This window comes from Agromyces sp. NDB4Y10 (assembly GCF_001620055.1).
Lineage (GTDB): Bacteria > Actinomycetota > Actinomycetes > Actinomycetales > Microbacteriaceae > Agromyces > Agromyces indicus.
Genome location: NZ_LQGY01000055.1, coordinates 1 through 21,785, shown reverse-complemented (window position 1 = coordinate 21,785; position 21,785 = coordinate 1). Strand labels below are relative to the sequence as shown.

Sequence of the window (21,785 nt, the reverse complement as noted above, 5' to 3'; positions counted from 1 at the left end):
CGGATTCGGATGGGACGCCATCGGCCTGATCCATGACAACGCATGGACCGCCGGGCTATTCCCGAGCGCCGCCCGTCACGCGCGGGCGAGCTCCTCGCGGATGCCCGCGACGAACGCGTCGATGTCGTCCTCGGTGGTGTCGAACCCGCACATCCAGCGGACCTCGCCACGCGCGGCGTCCCAGTCGTAGAACTTGAAGCCGCGGTCGCGGAGGCGGTCGGCGACGCCGGCGGGCAGCACGGCGAAGACGCCGTTCGACTGCGTCTCCTGCGTGAACGACAGGCCGGGCAGCTCGCCCGCGGCGATGCCGGCGTCGAGCGCGTCGCGCAGGCGACGGGCCATCGCGTTCGCGTGGGCGGCGTTGCGCAGGTAGAGGTCGCCGTCGAGCAGCGCGATGAGCTGAGCCGACACGAACCGCATCTTCGACGACAGCTGCATGTTGAGCTTCCGCAGGTACTTCAGGCCCTCGGATGCCTCGGGGTTCAGCACCACGATGGCCTCGCCGAGCAGCGCCCCGTTCTTGGTGCCGCCGAAGCTCAGCACGTCGACGCCGGCGTCGCGGGTGAAGTCGCGGAGCGGCACGCCGAGCGAGGCCGCGGCGTTGGAGATGCGCGCACCGTCCATGTGCAGCTTCATGCCGCGCTCGTGCGCGTGGTCGGCGAGGGCCCGGATCTCCTCCACCGAGTAGGCGGTGCCGAGCTCGGTGGTCTGCGTGATCGACACGACGAGCGGCTGGGCGCGGTGCTCGTCGCCCCAGCCCCACGCCTCGCGGTCGACGAGTTCGGGCGTGAGCTTGCCGTCATCCGTCGGCACCGTCAGCAGCTTGATGCCGCCGACCCGCTCGGGAGCGCCGCCCTCGTCGACGTTGATGTGCGCCGTCGATGCGGCGATGACCGCGCCCCAGCGGGGGAGCATCGACTGGAGCGCCGTGACGTTCGCACCCGTGCCGTTGAACACCGGATAGACCTCGACGGGGTCGCCGAAGTGGCGCGCGACGACCTCGTGCAGGTGCGCCGTGTACTCGTCGTCGCCGTAGGCGACCTGGTGCCCGCCGTTCGCGGCGGCGATCGCGGCGAGGACCTCGGGATGCACGCCGGAGTAGTTGTCGGAGGCGAATCCGCGGAAGGCAGGGTCGTGCAGGGGCTGGAACTCGTGGGTCACCGGATGATTCTCCCAGATGCGACCGGGCCGGTCGCGCGGTGAACGCGCAGCGAACGGATGACGCAACGGGTTGACTCGGGTACCCCCGACAGGGGAACGTGTCACGGTGATCGATCGGACTGTGGTGCCCTACCTCGCAGGTTTCCTCGTATGCGTCGGAAGCGTGCTCGTGCTCGCCGCGTGCACTCAGGGCGGCGGCGACGCGGAGCGGCCGGCGGCCGTCTCGTCGGCCGCCGGCGTCCGCTGACGCCGCGCTACCGCGCGAGCGCCTCGCCGAGCTTGACCCGGCTGCCCATGCGCAGCAGCGAGTTCCGGTAGATCCGCTCGCCCACGAGCACCGCGGCGACCGTGGTCGCGGCGAGGATCCCGAGCGACAGGATCGGCTCCCACCACGCCGCGTCGCCGAGGAAGATCCGGACGGGCATGCCGATCGGTGCGGAGAACGGCACGTAGCTCATGACCGCGAGCACCGCCGGGTCGTCGAAGAAGAACACGACGAGGAAGTACGGGATCATGATGAGCATCGTGACCGGCGTCGTGGTCGACCCGACGTCCTCGACGCGCGAGACCATCGAGGCGGTGCCCGCGAACAGCGCGGCGAGCATCACGAACCCGACGGTGAAGAAGATCGCGAACCAGACGATCGACGGGCCGACGCCCCCGAGCAGCACGCGCTGACCGGTCGCCGCGAGCCCGATGAGCGCGAGTCCGGCGATGGCGACGATCTGCCCGAAGGCCATCACCGAGTTGCCCACGATCTTGCCCGTGAGCAGCGAACGCGCCGTGACCGTGGAGAGCAGGAGCTCGACGACGCGCGTCTGCTTCTCCTCGACCACCGACGACGCGATCGTCGAGCCGAACGTGATGGCCGACATGAAGAAGACGATCCCGAAACCGAACGCGACGAGGTAGGCCAGGCCCGTGTCGACGGGCGCCGGGTCGAGGAGCTCGACGGCGGGCGAGACCGACAGCGCGGAGACGACCTGGCCGGGCGGCTGGTCGAGGCCGATGACGCTCACCCCGACGCCGTCGCCGCCGGCGGGCACGAGCACCGCGTCGACCTCGCCGTCCCGCAGCAGTTCCTCGCCCTCGGCGCGGTCCGTCACGGCGACGGGCTCGAGGCCGTCGACGCCGTCGGCGACGGATGCCGCGGCGCCCACCACCGCGACCGGCGCCGCCTCGTCGTCCGAGGCGAACACGCTCGGCAGGATGACGGACGCGAGGACCGCGAGCATCAGGATGCCGGTCGAGATCAGGAACGCCTTCGAGCGCAGCCGCGACATGATCTCGCGGCCGGCGACGAGCCCGACGATGCGGGTGAAGCGTGGGGTCGTGCGCTCGGGCTCGAGTCGCGCGTCGGTGGTCATCGGACGACCTCCTTGAAGATCTGGGCGAGCGTGGTGTGCTCGCGGGCGAACGCGACGACCTCGCCGCGGGAGAGGGCCTCGGCGAGGACGGCCTGCCGGGCCGCCTCGGTCTCCGCCTCGAAGAGCGCCCATCCGCCGTCGAACCGGGCGACGCGGATGCCGGGCTGCTCGCGCAGCCAGCCGACGTCACCGGCCATGAGCAGCTCCCAGCGCTCGCCGCCGTGCTGCTCGCGGAGCGCGTCGCGCGAGCCGGACGCCCGGACGCGTCCGTCGGCGATGATGACGAGGTCGTCGCACAGCCGCTCGACGACGTCGAGCTGGTGCGACGAGAAGAGCACGGGTGCTCCGGATGCCGCGGCATCCGTCAGCACCGACTGCACCGTCTCGACGGCCATCGGGTCGAGCCCCGAGAACGGCTCGTCGAGCACGAGGACCTCCGGCCGGTGCACGAGAGCCGCGGCGATCTGGGCGCGCTGCTGGTTGCCGAGCGAGAGCGATTCGACGGTGTCGTCGAGGCGGCCCTCGAGGCCGAGGCGCTCGAGGAGGTCGAGTGCGTTGCGGCGGGCGGCGGCGGGACTCCAGCCGTGGAGCCTCGCGAGGTAGACGATCTGCTCGAGCACGCGCATCTTGGGGTACAGCCCGCGTTCCTCGGGCATGTAGCCGAAGCGGCGCCGGTCGAGTTCGGTGACGGGCGCGCCGTCGAGCACGACCCGACCGGCGTCGGCGGAGAGCACGCCGAGCACGATGCGCATGGTCGTGGTCTTGCCCGCGCCGTTGCCCCCGACGAAGCCGGTGAGGCGGCCGGCGCCGACCGTGAACGAGACGTCGTCGAGCGCGAGGCGTTCGCCGTAGCGCTTGGTGAGGTGGCTGAGTTCGAGCATGCGGCCCACGCTACGGACGAGGCGGGCCCGCGGCATCCGCCTCGGGACGGGTTCCCCGGCGCCGGCGCGGGTCGCGCTCCGCCACGCGACGGAGGCGGCCGCGAGGGCTCAGCGGGGCGGGCGCACCACGCCGTGCTCGTAGGCGTAGACGACCGCGTGGACGCGGTCGCGCAGGCCCAGCTTCATCAGCACCTTCGACACGTGCGTCTTCACGGTCGCCTCGCCCACCCACATGCGCGCGGCGATCTCGGCGTTCGAGAGGCCCTCGGCCAGCAGCCCGAGCACCTCGCGCTCGCGTTCGGTGAGCTCGGCGAGGCCGGGCGCCTCCGGTTCCGGGCGCCGGTCCGGGGCGGTCGCAGCGCCGCCGGGGCCCGGGCCGGTGCCGGGGTCGGGGTCGGGCGAGCGTCGGCTGACGGACGCCGCTTCGATGACCCGCCGCGTGACGTCGGGCGAGAGCAGGGCGTCGCCGCGCGCGAGCACCTGCACCGCCTCGATGAGGTGCTCCGGGCTGGAGTTCTTCAGGAGGAACCCGCTCGCGCCCGCCTCGAGCGCCGCGAACAGGTAGTCCTCGCGGTCGAACGTCGTCAGCATGAGCACCGCCGGGGGCGAAGCGGATGCCGCGTCGAGGATGCGGCGGGTCGCCTCGAGGCCGTCCATGCCGGGCATCTGCACGTCCATGCAGACCACGTCGGGCCGGAGGTCGAGGGCGGCCGTCACGGCGCTGCCTCCGTCGGCCGCCTGGCCGACGACGGCGATGCCCGGCTCGGAGTCGAGGATGGTCGTGAAGCCGGCGCGCACGAGCGCCTGGTCGTCGACCACGAGCACGCGGATGTCGGACGCCGCCGCGCTCGCCGCGGCATCCGCTGCGCCGCCGCTCATCGCGACGCCTTCCGGTACGGCACTCGGGCGCGCACGAGGTAGCCGCCCCGAGGCCGCGTGCCGAGTTCGAGCGTGCCGCCCACCGCGGCCACGCGCTCGCGCATGCCCACCTGCCCGACCCCGGCGGTGCTCCCGGCGGCGACCCGGTCGCCCACTCCCGTGTCGGTCACCTCGAGTTCGATGGCGTCGTCGAGCCACCGCACCCGGACGTCGGCCCGCGCCGCCGCGCCCGCGTGCTTCCGGACGTTCGTCAGCGCCTCCTGGGCCAGGCGGTAGACGGTGAGGTCGACCATCGGCGTGACGTCGTGCGGATCGCCGACGACGGTGAGTTCGACGGGCAGGCCGGCCGCGCGGGCGTCGTCGACGAGGTGCGGCAGGCGCGCGACGCCGAGGGTGCTGCCCGCCGGGTCCGCCCCGGAGGCGGCGGCGTCGTCGGGTGCGCGCAGCGCGGTCACGGTGCCGTGCAGCTCGTCGACCGCGTCGCGCGCGCTCTGCTCGATGGACGCGAGCGCGGATGCCGCGGCGTCCGGGTCGCGCTCGAGCACGCGACGCGCCGCGCCGGCCTGCACGCCCATCACCGACACGTGGTGGGCGACGGAGTCGTGGAGTTCGCGGGCGATGCGCATGCGCTCGAGCGCGACCGCCTGCTCACGGGACCGCTCGCGTTCGGACGAGAGCTCGGACGTGCGCTGCTCGAGCTCGGCACGGGCACGCGCGGAACGGTAGGCCGCGTCGCCGAAGTACCAGGCGCCGCCGAAGTACAGCAGGTTGGTGAGCACGTTGATGAGCCCGTACGCGACGTACGGGGAGAGCGGCCCGTCGGCCTCGCGGTCGAGATCGGGCAGGTAGTCCTGCACGGCGGAGAAGTAGATCAGCGTCCACAGCAGCCACCCGAACATGATCACGACGATCACCGCGCGCACGACGAGCGCGCGCACGCGGCTGCGACCCCATGCGCCGACCGTGTAGATCGCGATGAACAGGGCGATGTTGCAGATGAGGACCTCGCCGACCTCGGCGATCGCCCCGGCCATGAACACGGCCGACATGACGACCACGACGACCTCGGGCGCCAGGCGGCGCGCGGCGAGCGGCAGCGTCACGCCGGCCGCCCACAGGGCCGACCATCCCCACTCCGCCGAGTCGCCGTAGCCGGTCGCGCGGTGCAGCGCCACGCTCGCGGCCGCCGCGGCCATGAGCACGACCGCCAGCACGACGTCGCCTCGAACCTGCGTCGACGTCGGTCCGGGCCGCACCCATTCCACGCCGTCGATCACCGGGGGCGTGTGGGTGGAGCGGGGACGCATGCCACCACGCTAGGCGCGGCTCGGCGACCCGTCATCCGTCGTTCGGGGGAGTGGGGCTACCGGATGTCGGTGGTTCGACCTACGCTCCCGACCATGGCCGACGGAACCACGGACCCCGGTCCGGCGCCGTCGTCGACGGGCGTCGAGCCGCCGGCGAACGGCATGCGCCTCTTCCTGCAGGTGCTCGTGAACACGATGATCGCGAACATCACCACGAGCTTCCTGTGGTTCGCGCTGACCTTCTGGGTCTACCTCGAGACCCGCTCGGTGCTCGCGACCGGCATCATCGGCGGGGCCTACATGCTCCTCATCGCCTTCTTCGCGATGCTGTTCGGCACCATCGTCGACCGGCACCGCAAGCTGCAGGTGATGATCTTCTCGAGCGTCGTCACGCTCGCCTCGTTCATCGCCGCCGGCCTGCTCTACCTGCTGCAGCCCGAGTCGGCGCTCGTCGACCTCGGCGGCCCGTGGTTCTGGGTGTTCGCGGGCATCATCCTGTTCGGCTCGGTCATCGAGCACATGCGCAACATCGCCCTGTCCACGACCGTGACGCTCCTCGTGCCCGTCGAGCGCCATGCCAACGCCAACGGCATGGTCGGCACCGTGCAGGGCCTCGCCTTCATCGTCACGAGCGTCTTCAGCGGGCTCGCGATCGGCCTGCTCGGCATGGGCTGGACCCTGGCGATCGCGATCGGGCTGACGCTCGTCGCGCTCGTCCACCTCCTGTTCCTCCGCATACCCGAGGAGCGGCCCGAACCCGACGGCGACCACCCGCCGGCCATCGACATCCGTGGGAGCGTCACCGCGATCCGCGGCGTCCCGGGACTGTTCGCGCTCATCCTGTTCGCGACCTTCAACAACCTCATCGGCGGCGTGTACCTCGCGCTCATGGACCCGTACGGCCTCACCCTCTTCGCGGTCGAGGTGTGGGGTGTCGTCCTCGGTGTCGCGTCGACGGGCTTCATCATCGGCGGCGTCGTCATCGCGAAGTTCGGCCTCGGGCGCAATCCGATCCGCACGATGCTGCTCGTCGTGGTCGGCATGGGCGTCCTCGGGGCGGCGTTCACCATCCGAGAGTGGTGGTGGCTCTACGCGGTCGGGATCTTCCTGTACATGGCGCTCGTGCCCGCGGTCGAGGCCGCCGAGCAGACGGTCATCCAGAAGGTCGTGCCGTTCCGCCGGCAGGGGCGCGTGTTCGGCTTCGCCGCGGCGGTCGAGTCCGCTGCCGCGCCGATCACCGCGTTCCTCATCGCCCCGATCGCGGAGTTCTGGATCATCCCGTTCATGGAGTCCGAGGCGGGCCGGGAGGCGTGGGGCTGGGCGCTGGGCGAGGGCGACGCCCGCGGCATCGCCCTCGTCTTCCTCTTCGCCGGGCTGGTCATGGTCGTGCTCGCCCTCGCGGCGTTCGCGACGAAGTCGTACCGGCTGCTCTCCGAGCGCTTCACCGGCGCGGCCTCGGTGGCGGCCGAGGAGCCGACCGACGCCGATCGGCTCGCCGCCGACCCGCGCCGCTGAAGATCCGGCCGGGGCCGGCTGGACCCGGCCGCCCGCACCGCGCCGACCCGCGACGGCGGTCAGCGCGCCCGGGCCGTCACCTGCTCGCCGAGCAGGTCGAACGCCGAGTCCCAGCCGTCGTACACGTCGCCGTCGCCCGGGGCCCCGGCGAACCCGCGCAGGTGGAACAGCATCTCGGTGCGGTCGCCGTCGAGCTCGCGGAGGTCGACGGTGATCACCGGCGCCGTGTCATCCGGGTCGCCCGGCGAGGCCCACGTGAACACCAGCCGCCGCGGCGGCACGACCTCGCGGTAGACCCCCGCCGTCGGGTACTCGGTGCCGTCGGCCGGGTTCACCATCGTGTAGGCGTATCGCCCGCCCGGCCGGGCGTCGACCGCGACGCTCCCTTCCTTGATCTCGATGCCGCGCGGATGCCACCACTCCGCGGCATCCGCGGACTCGGTCCAGGCGCGCCACACCAGGTCGCGGGGCGCGTCGAAGATCCGCGTGATCGTGAACTGCGCGTCATCCGCTCGTTCGGTCATGATGGTCCCCCTTCATCCGGCGGAGCTGCTCGTCGAGCAGGTTGAACCGCTCGTTCCACTCGCCGCGGTGCCGTTCGACCCAGGCCGAGGCTCCGTCGAGCGGTTCGGTGCGCAGCGAGCAGGTGCGCCACTGCGCGGTTGCGGTGCGTTCGATGAGCCCGGCGCGCTCGAGCACGTTGAGGTGCTGGGAGATCGCGGGTCGGCTCATCGCGAACGGCTCGGCGAGGGCGCCCACGGTCGCCGGTCCGGCGTGGAGGCGCGAGAGGATCGCGCGCCGCGTCGGGTCGGCGAGGGCGTGGAACACCCGGCTGAGTTCGTCGTCCGCCGCCTTCACGTAAGCAACTCCTTAATTAATGATCTGCTTACCGTACGCCCGGCAGCTCGGCCCGTCAAGAGCCGGACGAGCCGCTGGCGTTCGCCGATGACGCGACCCAAGGCAGGTGAGGCTAAGCTAAGTAGCACCCCGCATCTCGACGGGTCCTCACCTCCCACCGACCGATGGAGTCAGCACGCCCATGCGCGCCCACCGCGGAATCGCCCTCGCCACGACCGGACTCGCCGCCGCCCTCGCCCTGACCGGCTGCGCGACCGACCCCGCCGCCGAGGAGGGCACCCTCACGGTCTACATCGGCCGCGATGAGGCGCTCGTCGGCCCGCTCATCGAGCGGTTCGAGGAGGAGTCGGGCATCGACGTCGAGGCGCGCTACGCCGCGACCCCCGAGCTCGCGGCGCTCCTCCTCGAGGAGGGCGACCGCACGCCGGCGCAGGTGTTCCTCTCGCAGGACGCCGGCGCCCTCGGCGCGCTGGCCGACGCGGGCCTCGAAGCCACGATCCCCGCCGAGCTCGCCGACCTGATCCCCGACGGCTTCACCTCGCAGGACGACTCGTGGATCGGCGTCACCGGTCGCGCGCGCGTCATCGCCTACGACGGCGAGCAGCTCGCCGAGGCCGACGTGCCCGACACCGTCGACGCGCTCACCGGCGAGGAGTGGAAGGGCGAGGTCGCCTTCGCGCCCGGCAACGCGAGCTTCCAGGCGTTCGTCACCGCGCTCCGCGTGCTCGAGGGCGAGGACGCCGCAGCCGAGTGGGTGGCCGGCATGGCCGCGAACGACCCCGAGCTCACCGAGAACAACCTCGCCACGCTCGACCTCGTCAACAACGGCCAGGTGCAGCTCGGGCTCATCAACCACTACTACTGGTACCGCCAGGCCGCAGAGGTCGGCGCCGACAACATGCGCGCGCAGCTGAAGTTCCTTCCCGGCGACCCGGGCGGCATCGTCAACGTCACCGGCGCGGCGATCCTGAAGAACGCCGCCGACGACCCCGAGGCACGCGCGTTCGTCGAGTTCCTCGTGTCCGAGGAGGCCCAGCGCTACTTCGTCGAGGAGACCTTCGAGTACCCGCTGCTTCCCGGCATCGACGCCCCCGAGGGCCTGCCCGCGCTCGAGTCGCTCGTGAACCCGGGCCTCGACCTGTCCGACCTCGAGTCGGTCGGCGAGTCCCAGCGCCTCCTGGCCGACAACGGCCTCATCTAGTCAGGCGAACGGATGCCGCGGCGACCCGCTCCCAGCAGGCATCCGTCTTCGGCCGCCTACGCTTGACGACGACATGACTGCCCAGGTCGCGACCTCGAGCCCCCGCCGTCCGTGGGGGCTCATCGCGGCATCCCTGGTCGCGGTCGCACTGGCCGCGATCCCGGTCGTGCACCTCGTCGTGCGCGTCGCCTCGGCCGACCCGGCCGAGCTCGCGGCGGTGTTCGAGCGGCCCCGCATCCCGATGCTCGTGGGCAACTCGGTGATGCTCGCGGCATCCGTCACGGCGACCGCGATCGCGCTGGGCGTGCCGAGCGCGTTCCTGCTCGCGCGCACCCGGCTGCGGTGGCGCGGGTTCTGGGCAGTGCTCGCCGCGCTGCCGCTCGCGATGCCCTCGTACCTCGCCGCGTACGGCTGGCTCGCGTGGCAGCCGTCGATGAAGGGGTTCTGGGCGGCGTGGCTGGTGCTGAGCTTCGTCTCGGTGCCGTACGTCACCCTGCCGGTCGCGGCGGCGCTGCGCATCGGCGGCACCGGACTCGACGATGTCGCCCGCACGCTCGGGCGCGGCCCGCTGGGCTCGTTCATGCTCGGCACGTGGCCGCAGATCCGCCCGGCGGTGCTCGCGGGCGGCCTGCTCGTGGCGCTGTACACGTTGAGCGACTTCGGCGGCGTGGCGCTGTTCCGCTTCCCGGTGCTGACCACGGCGATCCAGCAGGCGTACTCCGCGAGCTTCAGCCGCGACGAGGCCGCGGTGCTCGCGGTGCTGCTCGTCTCGCTCGCGCTGCTCATCGTCGTGGGGGAGCAGTTCGCGCGCGGTCGTGCCGCACGCCGCATCCAGGCCGCGCCGAGCGCGGGCCGACGGCGGATGACCCCGCTCGGCCGGTGGGCCGTGCCGGCCATGACGCTCCTCGTGCTCGTGCCCGTGATCGCGGTCGTGGTCCCCGTCGCGGTGCTCGTCTCCCGGGTGCTGACCGCCGAGACCCTGCGCGCGTTCGACCCCGCGAACCTCGCGAGCGCGATCGGCAACACGGTGCTGCTCTCGGCGGGCGGCGCGGTCGTCGCCGTCGCGCTGGCGCTGCCCATCGGCGTGCTCGCGGCCAGGCACCGGGGCAGGCTGGTCCGCGCCGTCGAGTCCACCGGCTACCTCGCGCTCGGACTGCCCGGCATCGTCGTGGGCCTCTCGCTCGTCTTCTTCTCGCTCAGCGTCGTGCCCGCGCTGTACCAGACGGCCCTCGTGCTCGCCTTCGGCTACGGCGTGCTGTTCATGCCGAAGGCGATCGGCTCGATCCGTGCCGCGACCGGGCAGGTGCCGACCTCGCTCGAGGACGTCTCGCGCACCCTCGGCAACTCCCGCGCCCGCACGTGGATGACGGTCACGGCACGCCTGGCGCGGCCCGGCATCTTCGCCGCCGCGATGCTCGCCGCCGTCAGCGCGATGAAGGAACTGCCCGCCACCCTGATGCTGCGCCCCACCGGCACCGACACGCTCGCCGTCGAGCTGTGGCAGCGAACGGATGTCTCCGCCTACGGCGCCGCCGCACCGTACGCGGTCGCCCTGCTGCTCGTCGCCGCCGTGCCCGCGTTCCTGCTCTCCGATGCCCGCGCCGGACGCGAGGCGACGCGTGAGGCGATCGCGCCCGACACGCAGGCGGGGCGCGAGGCGAACCGGGAGGTCATCGCATGAGTCGGCTCGAGGTCCGCGGCCTGACGGTCGGCTACGAGGGCGGCCCGGTGCTGCATTCGGTCGACGTCGAGGTGCCGCACGGCGAGCTCCTCGCCATCGTCGGGCCGAGCGGATGCGGCAAGACGACGCTGCTGCGCACGATCGCGGGCCTGCTCCGCGCGCGATCGGGCGAGATCCGCATCGGCCAGCGCATGGTGACGACCCACGGCATCCACCTCGCACCGGAGAAGCGGCGCATCGGCTGGGTGCCGCAGGATGCGGCGCTGTTCCCGCACCTCACCGTCGCCGAGAACGTCGCGTTCGGCATGCTCGCCGGCCGCGGCTCGTCGCGCGCGGCCCGGCGCGCGGCGCGGTCCGACGAGGTGCGCCGCCTGCTCGACCTCGTCGACCTCGGCCAGCTCGCGGATCGGGCGCCCGGCCAGCTCTCCGGCGGGCAGGCCCAGCGCGTGGCGCTCGCGCGCGCGCTCGCCGCCGGGCCCGAGCTCGTGCTGCTCGACGAGCCGTTCGGGGCGCTCGACCCGATGCTCCGCGCCGACCTCCGCGCGTCGGTGCGCGAGCTGCTGCGCACCGAGGGCGTCACCGGCATCCTCGTGACGCACGATCAGGCGGAGGCCCTGTCGATCGCCGACCACGTCGCGGTGCTGCGCGGCGGCGAGGTGCTGCAGCTCGGCACGCCCGAAGAGGTGTACCAGGTGCCCGCGACCCCGTGGGTGGCCGGATTCGTGGGCGATGCGGTGTTCCTTCCGGGCGTGCTCCACGGCGACGAGGTCGCGACGTCGATCGGCCGGCTCCGCGCGGTCCCGGTGACGGATGCCGCGGGGCTCGCGCCGTCCGACGGCGACGACGTCACGGTGCTCATCCGGCCGGAGGAGCTGCGGGTCACGCCCGCCGGCCCGGGTGCGCCCGCCGAACCCGCACCCGGCGGAGCGGCCGGCGCCGCGGCATCCGCTGCACTCGACGGCATCGTGACCGACGTGGAGTACACCGGGCACGACGCGATGCTCGCGGTGGCCCTGGCCGACGGCATGCGGCTGCGTGCGCGGGTGACCGCGTCGGGCCTCGTGCCGCGCGGCACCGAGGTGCGCCTCACGGTCGCCGGCGCGGTGCTCGCGTACCGGCCCGAGACCGTCTGACGCGAGGCGCCGATCCGTCAGGCGACGCCGGCCGCCCGCGCGAGGTCGGCGGCGCGGGCGATTCCGCCGGTCCACGGTTCGCCGTGGCCCGGCAGCACCGTCCCGGCCCCGGTCGTCTCGAGGCGGGCCAACGACTCGAGCGCCTGCGTGCTGTCGGCCGTGGCGGCGCGGGCGACGGCTCGCGGACCGGTCTCGCCCGTGTAGGGGTCGAGCGTCACGAGCGCGTCGCCGGAGAGCAGTACGTCGCGGTCCGGCAGGTGGAATCCGCAGTGCCCGTCGGTGTGCCCCGGCGACCAGACCGGCACCGGCCGGCCCGGCAGGTCGACGGGCGTGCCGTCCAGCAGCTCACCCGAGGCATCCACCCCTCGGACGGTGAGGGCGCCGGCGAGCGCCATGCGACCGAGGACCGGCACCGCGCGCGGGTGCGTCAGCGGGTAGCGGATGCGGGCCGCCTCGTGCGCGTAGCGGTACGGATGCCGCACCAGCCGCAGGTCGCCCGGATGCGCCCAGATCGGGATGCCGCGTTCGGCGAACCGGCGGGCGACGCCGACGTGGTCGAAGTGGCCGTGCGTCAGCACGAGGCCGGCGATCTGCCCGGGCCGTCGCCCGAGCGCGCGCAGCGTGGCGAGCAGCGGACCCCAGGAGCCGGGCAGGCCGGCGTCGACGAGGGTCAGGCCGTCGTCGTCGACGATCAGGTAGCAGTTGACGTGCGCCCGTTCGATCAGGAAGACGCCGTCGGCGACCTCTCGGGCTCGGGCGTCGGATCGTGCGGCGGTGGCGGACATGCGGCGAGTGTACGGACCGCCTGCCACCGCGCCGACGGGCTTGACAGGCTCAGGCGTCCCTGCGCTGCCCGCCTCGGTTCTTCAGCCACCAGAGGCCGAGCAGCCAGGTGCCGAGCGCGGTGACGATCCAGACGATGAGCGTCGCGAGCACCCACGTGACCGCGCCGTCGACGCGGATGCCGCCCGGGAACAGCGAGGCGATGAGCAGCGCGACGAACGTGGAGACGAGCCCGATGCCGCCGAGGATCGCGGAGGCGTACTGGCGCGCCACGTTGAAGATGAAGGGGGAGAGGATCGCCTGCGCGACCGTGAAGACGACCACGGCGACGATGAAGCCGCCGGCCTCGACCCGGAACTCGTCGAGGAGCCATGCGGCGAGCAGGATGCCGAGCGCGGCCGTGATCAGCGAGATCGCGAGCCCGATGAGGAAGCGCACCATGCTCGCAGGCTAGCGCCGCCGACCGCCGCGGGTCGTGAGCGCACGCGCAAGTCGGGCCGTGCTCCACGTGGAGCACGGCCCGACTCGGTCTTGGTGCGGCCGGCGGATCCCGCCAAGGTCGTTGTCCCGACCGCACCGGCTCAGGTTCGCGGCGGCGGGTGACGAGCCCCGCCGCCGCGAAGGACTAGGCGATGTCGGCGATCACCGCCTCGACCGCGCGGATGACCAGGGCGGCTGCGTCGGCGTCACCGCGGATCCGCTTGGGAGCCTGGGTGGCGATGAACTGCAGCTTCTCGGTCGCCGTCGCCGTGTCGTCGGCGGCGAGGGCCGCGTCGACCTCGTCGAGGACGTCGCCGAACGAGTTCATCGCGCCCTTGGTGATGCGCTTGTCGCCGGCGAGCGACGCGAGCAGCGAGCGGATGTCGCCCGTCGAGGTCGTGAAGACGAACTGGTCGAGGTCGACCCCGCCCGTCGAGGTGACGACCACGCGGCCGGTGCCCTCGGGGATCGTCACGAGCGGCACGGACACGTCGGTCCAGCCGGTCGAGTCGACCGCGAAGGTGGCGAACGGCTCGGCGTCGGCCTCGGCCCAGCGCAGCTGCACCGTGCCGGCACCCTTGGCGCGGAGCTCTGCGCCGGTGATGCCGCCGAACTCGACCGGGTCGTAGGCGATCCACTCACCCGAGCCGAGGCCCGAGAGGTAGCGGAAGCCCTCCGCCGTCTCGTCGTCGACGACCGTGACCTCGCCCTGGCGAGCGTCGCTGTGCTCCGCCTGCAGGGCGCGCGGGTTGAGCAGCACCACGTCGTCACCGGTCAGCGCCGGCGCCGTGTCGGTGCCCGCGTCGGTGTACGAGGCGCCGATCTGGCCGTAGATGTTCTCCGTCTCGCCGTGGCCGGCCTCGAGCGAGGTCTCGATCGTGGCGGTGCAGCCGGAGCCCGTGAACAGCGGGTGGGTGTGCGTGTTGTCGTGGCCGAGGCCGTAGCTCCACAGCACGCGGCTGCAGTCGATGTCCTCATCCGGGTCGGTGACCTTCACCTCGAAGGCGACCTCGTCGCCCCAGTCCACGAACGAGCCGTTGACGGGCGAGACGATCTCCACGATCGGGGCGGTGTTGCCCACCGTGATGGTGACCGAGGCGAGGCTCACGCGGCCGCCGGCGTCGGTGACGCGGACGCGCGCCTGGTACTGGCCGTCCTCCTCGTAGGTGTACGAGGCGGTCGCCTCACCCGCGGTGAAGGTGCCCGAGTTCTCGAAGTCCCAGGCGTAGCTCAGCGCGAGCTCGTCGGGGTGCGAGGAGCCGGAGGCGTCGAACTCGACGGTCAGCGGACCGTCGCCGGAGGTCACGGATGCTTCGATGACCGCGCGGGGGCCCTTGGTGCCCTCGACGTAGTCGATCCGGTAGAGCCCGGCGTCCGGGTTCGCGCGGAAGAAGCCGTCGCCGTAGTTCAGCACGTAGAGCGCGCCGTCGGGGCCGAACTCGAGGTCCATGACGTTGTCCCACGCGCCGAGCGCGGCGCCGCCGAGGGCGCTGTTCGGCAGGAACTCCTCGATCTTCGTGACCTCGCCGTCCGGGTCGTCCTGCGAGAAGACGAAGACGCGGTCACGCGAGAACTCGCCCATGAAGGTCTTGCCGTCCCAGTAGGCCGGGAACTTCGTGTCGGACTCGTTCTCGGCGTCGTAGCGGTAGGTCGGGCCGCCCATGGGCGCCTGGCCTCCCGAGCCGAACTCGGGCCACGGCTGGTGCTCCGGGCGGTCGCCGTACCAGATCTGCGGCGCGGTCGCGGTGGGCAGCTGGTCGAGGCCGGTGTTGTAGCTGCTCGTGTTGATGAGCGTGCCCTCGCAGTCGAACCACTCGCCGGGGGTCGCGGTCTCGAAGTCCCAGTCGTTGTAGTTCGCGTTGGGACCGTGGCAGAACGGCCAGCCGCCGTTGATCGGCTTCGTCGTCGACTGCCACTCCACGTAGCCCATGGGGCCGCGCAGGTCGTTCGCGGTTCCCGCGTCGGGGCCGTAATCGCCCCACGTGACCGCGCCGGTCACCGGGTCGAAGTCCATGCGGAACGGGTTGCGCAGGCCCATGGCGAAGATCTCGGGGCGGGCGTCGGCCGTGCCCGGCGCGAACAGGTTGCCCTCGGGGATCGTGTAGCTGCCGTCCTCCTGGACCGAGATCCGCAGGATCTTGCCGCGGAGGTCGTTCGTGTTGCCGGCGCCGCGTCGGGCGTCGAACCCGGGGTTGTAGCCGGGACGGTCGTTGTTCGGCGCGTAGCCGTTGGCACCCGGGGTGCCCGCCGGGGTGTTGTCACCCGTGGCGAGGAGCAGGTTGCCGTCGTTGTCGAAGGCGACGTCGCCGGCGACGTGGCAGCACTGCCCGCGCTGGACCTCGACCTTGATGATGTCCTGCTGGGTCGACATGTCGAGGGCGTTCGCCTCGGCGTCCCACTTGAAGCGGCTGAGCTGGTTGTACCCGAGCCACTGGTCCCAGTACGAGGCGTCGGCGCCCGCGGGAAGCGTGTTGGGGGCGGATCCGGCCGGCGTGGTCGTCGGGTACGGCGCCTCCATCACGCGGGGCGCGTAGTAGAGGTAGACCCAGCCGTTCTCTTCGAAGTCGGGGTCGAGGGTGACCGTCTGCAGGCCGTCCTCGGAGTTGGCGTAGACGTCGATGGTGTTGACCGTCGTCGTCGTTCCCTGCGCCGGGTCGGTCAGCCGCAGCTGTCCGTTCCTGGTGGTGTGCAGGACCCGCGAGTCGGGCATCACGGCGAGGTCGATCGGCTCGCCCACGCCGTTCGTGGTGGCGAGCGTCACGCGCTCGTAGTTTGCCCACGTGGTGGCCGTGACCTCGTCTCCGTGGTCATGGCCGGGGTGGGCGGCGGCGGGCCCCGCGAAGGCGACGGATGCCGCGACCGCGGACCCGATCACCAGCGCCGCGAGGCGCGAACGTGCGATGTGCATGGATGTGCTCCAGTCGGATGGAAGGAGGTTCGGCGGGATCCATGTGGTACCGGGCCGCGCGGGGGGTTTGGTCACCCGCGCGGCCCGGGGTCTCGCGTCAGCCGCGCAGGGCGGCCAGGTTCGCGTACGACGACGCGGCGTTCTCCAGCGAGAGCGAGGGCGACGCGGGCGCCGGGATCGTGGCGGCGTTGTCCTGCTCGTACATCGCGTTGTGGTAGCCCTTGGCGCCGACGCGCTGGAAGAACGTCACGTAGTCGATGTCGCCCTGGCCGAACGGCACGATCGAGTAACCGGCTGCGCTGCCGTTGCGGGCGCCGTCCTTCGCGTGGAAGAGCGGGAAGCGCGTGGTCTGCTCGGCCACGAGCCCGGCCGGGTCGAAGATGTCGTCGACGACGGTGCCGTCGGCGGCGGTGTAGCTCTGGAACCGGTGCTGTGCGACGTGCGCCCAGTAGATGTCCATCTCGAGGTACACGGTGTTCGGGTCGGTGTTCTGCAGGAACCACTCCAGGCGGCGCAGGCCCGACGAGCGGGTGGGTCGACCGGCTGCGTCCAGCGGGCCCTCGTCGAGGAGGAAGCTGTACGCGGCGTCGTGGTTGTGCGTGTAGAGCTTCAGCCCGTGCGAGGCGGCACGCTCGCCGAGGATGTTCCAGCGATCGGCCGCGGCCTGCCAGTCGGCGAGGTAGGCGCTGCCCGTCGGGTCGCTGCCGGTGCCGATGTGGCCGAATCCGAGGATGTTGGCCACCTCGCACGCGGCGTCGAACTGCGCGAGCGTGGTGTCGTTGATGACCGACGGGATGCTGCCGTGGTTGCCCTCGGCCTCGAGCCCGTTGTCGTCGAGCCAGGTGCGCAGCAGCTGGGCGCCCTGCGGGGTGCCCAGGTTGTTGCCGCCCTCGGAGTTGGCGTTCTGGGTGTAGCCGGCGAACTCGATCTGCTTGTAGCCGATGCGTGCGAGCTCCTCCAGCACCTCCTTGAAGCCGGACGGCAGGTCGCTCGTGAGCGGGTTGCGGCTGATGGCGTCGCGGACGGTGTAGAGGATGATGCCCCGCTTGCCGGGCGGGACGAGCACGCCGTTGCCGTTGCCCGGCTTGGCGGCGAGCGGCGCGGCGTGCGCGTGACCGCCGCCCGTGAGGCCCACGGCGGCGGCCGCGGCCATGCCCGTCGTGGCCGCCAGCAGCTGCCGGCGGCTCAGGCCGAGGCTGCGCCCGAGGACCCGGGCGTCGTGCTCGGCCTGTTCCGTCAGTTCATCCATGATGCTCCCTTGCACTGAACCGTTGTGGGGGACGGGCGGCGTTGCCCTTCGAGCCACTCTCCGCACCGTTGCTCGTGAGTTGGCGTCCACGAACTTTCTCGGACGCTACGGCATTAATCCGTCGCAGGTCAAGCAAAAGAGTTTGTTGGATGCGCGGCTTTCAACTTTCTACGACAAAAGCCCCGGCGCCATGTGGACTCCGCCGAAGGGGCGCAGCGCGCTCCGCTCTTCCGTCGCGGCCCTCCGAAGAGCAGGATGAGCCCATGCGACATCACGCCCGGCGGCACGGCGCATGACCGCCGACGCGCCCGACGCGGACGGCCGGGAGGGCGGCCGCCCGACTGCCGACGGCCGCGCCGCGCGCCGTGTCCAGGGCACGTACTACACGCTCACGCTCGGCAACACGCTCGCCGCCTCGTTCATCTGGGGCATCAACACCCTGTTCCTCCTCGACGCGGGCCTCACCAATCTCGAGGCGTTCGCTGCGAACGCGTTCTTCAGCCTCGGGATGTTCGTGTTCGAGATCCCGACGGGCGTCGTCGCCGACACCCTCGGCCGCCGGGCGTCGTACCTGCTCGGCACCCTGACCCTCGCGGCCACCACCGCGCTGTACTGGATGCTCTGGGTGTGGCAGTCGCCGTTCTGGGCGTGGGCGGTCGTGTCGGTCCTGCTCGGCCTCGGCTTCACGTTCTTCTCCGGCGCCGTCGACGCCTGGCTCGTCGACGCCCTGACCGCGACCGGATACTCGGGCAGCCTCGAGGCCGTCTTCGGCCGGGCCGTGATCGTCGGCAGCGTGGCGATGCTCGGCGGCTCGGTGCTCGGCGGCGTGATCGCGCAGCTGACCAACCTCGGCGTGCCGTTCCTCATCAGGGCCGGCATCCTCGTGGTGATGCTCGTCGTGGCCGCGGTGCTCATGCGCGACCTCGGCTTCACCCCCGAGCGCGGCGCCGGTCCGCTGAAGGCCACGCGCACCGTGCTGCGGGCGTCGATCACGCACGGACTCGGCAACCGCCCGGTCCGCTGGCTCATGCTCACCACCCCGTTCACGACGGGTGTGGGCTTCTACGCGTTCTACGCCCTCCAGCCGTACCTGCTCGAGCTGTGGGGCGACGAGGGCGCCTACTCGATCGCCGGTCTCGCAGCCGCCCTGCTCTCGGGTGCGGGCATCGTGGGCGGCCTGCTCGCGCCCGTCGTCCGGCGCCGCTTCCGCAAGCGGACCTCCGTGATCCTGCTGTCGACGATCACGAGCGCGGCGGTGCTCGTCGCGCTCGCCGTCTCGGCGAACTTTTGGGTCGCCGTGGTGCTCATCGCCGTCTGGGGCGTGTCGTCGTCCATCGACGACCCGGTGCACCGCGCGTACCTGAACGACATGATCCCGTCGAAGCAGCGGGCGACGGTCCTGTCGTTCGATTCGCTGCTCGGCAGCGCGGGAGGCGCGGCGATCCAGCCGATCCTCGGTCGCACGGCCGACCTCGGCGGCTACGGCTTCTCCATGCTGTGGAGCGGCGTCATCCAGGCGCTCGCGGTGCCGTTCGTCCTGCTGAGCCGGGCGCAGCACGACCCGGCCGACACCGCCCGCGAGGTGACGTCGGCGCCGCAGCCCGGCGACGAGCCGACGACGGATGCCGCGCTGCCGCCCACCGTCGACTGACGCGCGGGGCCGATCGCTCAGGCCGTGAGCGTGGTGACGCGCCCGTTGAGGTCGGATGCCGCGGCATCCGTCGACCACAGTGCGACGACCTCGTCGGCGAGGTGCCCTTCGAGGCCGGCGAGCGACTTCACGCGGAAGGTCACCGAGGCGGCGGGCGAGTCCGCCTTGCGGAACCCGTCGGCGAGCGAGCGCATCCACGACTCGCTCGCGGCCTTGATCGCGGTGTAGTTCGCGCCGCCCGCGGTGGGCTTCTCGACCGTGGTCGACGACACGATCGCGATGCGCCCGGCGTCGGAGTCGACCAGGTCGTCGAAGAACACGCGGCTGACGTGGCGCAGCGCCGTGAAGGAGCGCTCGAGGAACCGGTAGTCCTCCTCGGTCTGGCCCGCGATGCCGCCGCCGCCGCGCCATCCGCCCACGAGGTGCACGATGCCGTCGACGTCGCCCACCTTCGCGTGCACGCGCATGGCCGCCTCGAGGACGTCGTCGCCGTCGGTGAGGTCGGCGCGCTCGCCCACGACGCCCGGGATCTCGACCTCGAGCTCGTCGAGCCGGCCCTGGTGGCTGCCGATGGCCACCACGCGCGCCCCCGCGTCGGCGAGGGCGCGGGCCACCGCGCGTCCGGCGGCGCTCGTCGCGCCCGCGATCACCACGACCTTGTCCTGCAGCTCAGTCACGGTAGGGCATCCTCTCATGCGTCTCGGGGCGCGCGCTCCACGCGCCGATGGTCGAGTAGGCCGCTCGGCGCCGTATCGAGACCCGTCGTCTCGATACGCGCGCTTCGCGTGCTACTCGACCACCGGCGTTGCAGATGTCGAGACCGGTCAGGCGTCGGCGGCGGTGATGCCCACCGTCGACTCGATGACCGGCTTCATCTTCTTGTCGAGCGCCTCGTAGAACATCGAGAGCGGGAACTCGTCGTCCATCACGAGGTCGGTGTAGCCCTTGGGCGGGCCCGCGAGCACCTCGCGGGGCAGGCCCTCGGCCCAGACCGACGCCGGGTTGGGCGTGAGCACCGAGCGGACCAGCTCGTACGCGGCGAGCCAGTGCGCCGTCTTCGGCCGGTCGATCGACTTCCAGTAGAGCTCGTCGATCGCGTCGCCGAGTTCGACGACGGCGTCGGGCACCGCGTCCCAGTCGAAGCTCAGCGAGACGTCGGTCCACTCGAGCACGTGCTTCTGGTGCAGCCACGCGAACAGCAGCTGTCCGCCGAGTCCGTCGTAGTTGCGCACGCGCGAGCCGGTGATCGCGAACCGGAAGATCCGGTCGAAGATCACCGCGTACTGCACGAGCTTGGCGTGCTCGAGCATCTGGGCGTCGACCGCGTCGAGCTCGTCGCCGGCCTCGACCCGCTTGCGCAGGCTGCGCTCGATCTTCACCGACTCGCGGAACGCGGTCAGGTCGCAGCGCAGCTCCTCCAGCGAGTAGAGGAAGTACGGCATCCGCTGCTTGATCATGAACGGGTCGAACGGCAGGTCGCCGCGCATGTGAGTGCGGTCGTGGATGATGTCCCACATCACGAACGTGCGCTCGGCGAGCTCCTGGTCGTCGAGCAGCGACGCCGCGTCATCCGGCAGCTCGAGCTTCGTGATCTCGGAGGCCGCGCGCACGACCCGGCGGTAGCGGGCCGCCTCGCGGTCCTGGAAGATCGCGCCCCAGGTGAACGGCGGGATCTCGCGCATCGCGACCGTCTCGGGGAAGAGCACGGCCGAGTTGGTGTCGTAGCCGGGGGTGAAGTCGACCAGGCGCAGGCTCACGAAGAGCTTGTTGCCGTAGTCGCCGGCCTCGAGGTGCGCGATGAACTCCGGCCAGATCGTCTCGACGACGAGCGCCTCGACGTGCCGGTCGGACGAACCGTTCTGCGTGTACATGGGGAACACGACGAGGTGGCGGATGCCGTCGACACGGTGCAGCTGCGGCTGGAACTCGACGAGCGAGTCGAGGAAGTCCGGCACGCCGAGGCCCTCGGCCTGCCACTTCCGGAAGTCGGCCTGCAGCGCCTCGAGGTAGGCGGCCTCGTGCGGGAATCGCGGCGCGAGCGCGGCGACCGACTCGATGATCGCGTCGACGAGGGCGGATGCCTCGGGCCGGTCGGACTCCTCGGGGACCGAGCCGTCCTTGACCTGCAGCGACTGGAGGCGCGTGGCGGACTCCTTGAGGCGCAGCCAGGCCGGGTCGGTCTCGACGCCGTCGGCGAGGGCGATGAGCTCGGGGGTGATCGCGATGCCGGTCTCGTCCTCGAGAACCTCGGGCTCGCCAACGATTGCAGACAGGGTGTTCTGTGACATCGGAACCTCCGTTCTCAGGGGATCGGGCCTCGCGGCGCTGGTGGTCGGGGCGCGAATCGCCCCGCTCGTCCAAGGCTACGTGCAGCCTCTCCGCGATTGATTGCGGGTGCGCGCGGGAATCTTGCGTCCGCGCAAGATTTCGCGCTCGCAAGCTGCGGCGCAGCGCCGTCGCCGGGACACGAGGCTCGCGGCGGACTGGGAAACCGGCTCGGGAGGTTAGCGTGGAGGCATGGGGGAGGCGGCCGTCTCGCGCACGCGCCGGCCCACGCGTCGCGTCGGGACGGCACTGTCGGCCGCCCTACTGGCGACGGCACTCGCCTCGTGCACCGCGCTCGTGCCCGGGTCGCCGGTCGCGAGCGGCACGCCCGGGCCGCCGCCGACGGCCTCCGCTCCGCCGACGCCCTCCGGTCCGCCGCCCGAGTCGCCGCGGCTCGTGCCCGGCC

At 72.1% G+C, this 21,785-nt stretch carries 18 protein-coding genes and 1 pseudogene; 6 read left to right on the top strand and 13 right to left on the bottom strand.

The window, feature by feature from the left end; genetic code table 11:
* Window positions 1-75: 75 nt before the first annotated feature.
* The 5 genes from AVP42_RS12395 to AVP42_RS12375 all read right to left on the bottom strand — a co-directional run bounded on the left by AVP42_RS12395 (window position 76) and on the right by AVP42_RS12375 (window position 5,595).
* Entirely contained in the window at window positions 76-1,161 is a 1,086-nt protein-coding gene (locus tag AVP42_RS12395) for a low specificity L-threonine aldolase (RefSeq protein ID WP_231878618.1), read from the bottom strand.
* Between the two features lie 254 nt (window positions 1,162-1,415).
* A complete protein-coding gene (locus tag AVP42_RS12390) occupies window positions 1,416-2,528 on the bottom strand; it encodes an ABC transporter permease (protein ID WP_067949480.1) in 1,113 nt (370 codons plus the stop codon).
* Entirely contained in the window at window positions 2,525-3,409 is an 885-nt protein-coding gene (locus AVP42_RS12385) for an ABC transporter ATP-binding protein (protein ID WP_067949478.1), read from the bottom strand. The genes AVP42_RS12390 and AVP42_RS12385 overlap by 4 nt, the downstream gene beginning before the upstream one ends.
* A 108-nt stretch (window positions 3,410-3,517) precedes the next feature.
* Window positions 3,518-4,288, bottom strand: coding sequence for a response regulator transcription factor (locus tag AVP42_RS12380; RefSeq protein ID WP_067949476.1), 771 nt, complete (start codon window positions 4,286-4,288; stop codon window positions 3,518-3,520).
* Window positions 4,285-5,595, bottom strand: a complete 1,311-nt coding sequence (locus AVP42_RS12375; RefSeq protein ID WP_067949474.1) for a sensor histidine kinase — start codon at window positions 5,593-5,595, stop codon at window positions 4,285-4,287. Before AVP42_RS12375 ends, AVP42_RS12380 begins: the two co-directional genes overlap by 4 nt.
* A 162-nt stretch (window positions 5,596-5,757) precedes the next feature.
* Here AVP42_RS12375 and AVP42_RS12370 point away from each other — a divergent pair, with 162 nt between their 5' ends.
* Window positions 5,758-7,110, top strand: coding sequence for an MFS transporter (locus tag AVP42_RS12370; protein WP_067949795.1), 1,353 nt, complete (start codon window positions 5,758-5,760; stop codon window positions 7,108-7,110).
* A 59-nt stretch (window positions 7,111-7,169) separates the two neighbouring features.
* Here AVP42_RS12370 and AVP42_RS12365 read toward each other — a convergent pair whose 3' ends face one another.
* Both AVP42_RS12365 and AVP42_RS12360 read right to left on the bottom strand, forming a co-directional pair.
* A complete protein-coding gene (locus AVP42_RS12365; protein ID WP_067949472.1) occupies window positions 7,170-7,634 on the bottom strand; it encodes an SRPBCC domain-containing protein in 465 nt (154 codons plus the stop codon).
* Window positions 7,615-7,968: a helix-turn-helix transcriptional regulator gene (locus AVP42_RS12360; RefSeq protein WP_067949470.1), complete on the bottom strand. Its 354-nt coding sequence runs from the start codon at window positions 7,966-7,968 to the stop codon at window positions 7,615-7,617. Before AVP42_RS12360 ends, AVP42_RS12365 begins: the two co-directional genes overlap by 20 nt.
* Window positions 7,969-8,149: 181 nt before the next feature.
* On the opposite strand from AVP42_RS12360, the gene AVP42_RS12355 reads away from it, so the two are divergent.
* From AVP42_RS12355 to AVP42_RS12345, 3 genes are all read left to right on the top strand, one after another.
* Window positions 8,150-9,169 (top strand): extracellular solute-binding protein, encoded by a 1,020-nt coding sequence (locus AVP42_RS12355; protein WP_067949468.1) that lies wholly within the window; start codon window positions 8,150-8,152, stop codon window positions 9,167-9,169.
* 73 nt (window positions 9,170-9,242) lie between these two features.
* Complete coding sequence (locus tag AVP42_RS12350; RefSeq protein WP_082847230.1) at window positions 9,243-10,850, top strand: iron ABC transporter permease; 1,608 nt, start codon at window positions 9,243-9,245, stop codon at window positions 10,848-10,850.
* Window positions 10,847-11,983 (top strand): ABC transporter ATP-binding protein, encoded by a 1,137-nt coding sequence (locus AVP42_RS12345; protein ID WP_067949466.1) that lies wholly within the window; start codon window positions 10,847-10,849, stop codon window positions 11,981-11,983. Before AVP42_RS12350 ends, AVP42_RS12345 begins: the two co-directional genes overlap by 4 nt.
* A 17-nt stretch (window positions 11,984-12,000) precedes the next feature.
* Here the strand turns inward: AVP42_RS12345 and AVP42_RS12340 are convergent, their stop codons facing one another.
* The 4 genes from AVP42_RS12340 to AVP42_RS12325 all read right to left on the bottom strand — a co-directional run bounded on the left by AVP42_RS12340 (window position 12,001) and on the right by AVP42_RS12325 (window position 17,403).
* Entirely contained in the window at window positions 12,001-12,768 is a 768-nt protein-coding gene (locus tag AVP42_RS12340; protein ID WP_067949464.1) for an MBL fold metallo-hydrolase, read from the bottom strand.
* A gap of 49 nt (window positions 12,769-12,817) precedes the next feature.
* Window positions 12,818-13,207 carry a phage holin family protein gene (locus AVP42_RS12335; RefSeq protein WP_067949462.1) on the bottom strand — a complete coding sequence of 130 codons (390 nt, stop codon included), beginning with the start codon at window positions 13,205-13,207 and terminating at the stop codon, window positions 12,818-12,820.
* Between the two features lie 184 nt (window positions 13,208-13,391).
* On the bottom strand, window positions 13,392-16,154 hold the full coding sequence (locus tag AVP42_RS12330) for a PQQ-dependent sugar dehydrogenase (RefSeq protein ID WP_082847229.1): 2,763 nt from the start codon (window positions 16,152-16,154) through the stop codon (window positions 13,392-13,394).
* Window positions 16,155-16,251: 97 nt separating this feature from the next.
* Entirely contained in the window at window positions 16,252-17,403 is a 1,152-nt protein-coding gene (locus tag AVP42_RS12325) for a sugar phosphate isomerase/epimerase (RefSeq protein ID WP_067949460.1), read from the bottom strand.
* 292 nt (window positions 17,404-17,695) lie between these two features.
* On the opposite strand from AVP42_RS12325, the gene AVP42_RS12320 reads away from it, so the two are divergent.
* Window positions 17,696-19,054 carry an MFS transporter gene (locus tag AVP42_RS12320; RefSeq protein WP_082847228.1) on the top strand — a complete coding sequence of 453 codons (1,359 nt, stop codon included), beginning with the start codon at window positions 17,696-17,698 and terminating at the stop codon, window positions 19,052-19,054.
* Window positions 19,055-19,071: 17 nt separating this feature from the next.
* Here the strand turns inward: AVP42_RS12320 and AVP42_RS12315 are convergent, their stop codons facing one another.
* Entirely contained in the window at window positions 19,072-19,731 is a 660-nt protein-coding gene (locus AVP42_RS12315) for an SDR family NAD(P)-dependent oxidoreductase (protein WP_157356830.1), read from the bottom strand.
* A gap of 147 nt (window positions 19,732-19,878) precedes the next feature.
* On the bottom strand, window positions 19,879-21,342 hold the full coding sequence (locus AVP42_RS12310; RefSeq protein WP_067949456.1) for a DUF6421 family protein: 1,464 nt from the start codon (window positions 21,340-21,342) through the stop codon (window positions 19,879-19,881).
* 229 nt (window positions 21,343-21,571) lie between these two features.
* On the opposite strand from AVP42_RS12310, the pseudogene AVP42_RS16925 reads away from it, so the two are divergent.
* Window positions 21,572-21,785, top strand: a pseudogene (locus AVP42_RS16925) (hypothetical protein); the annotation flags it as partial.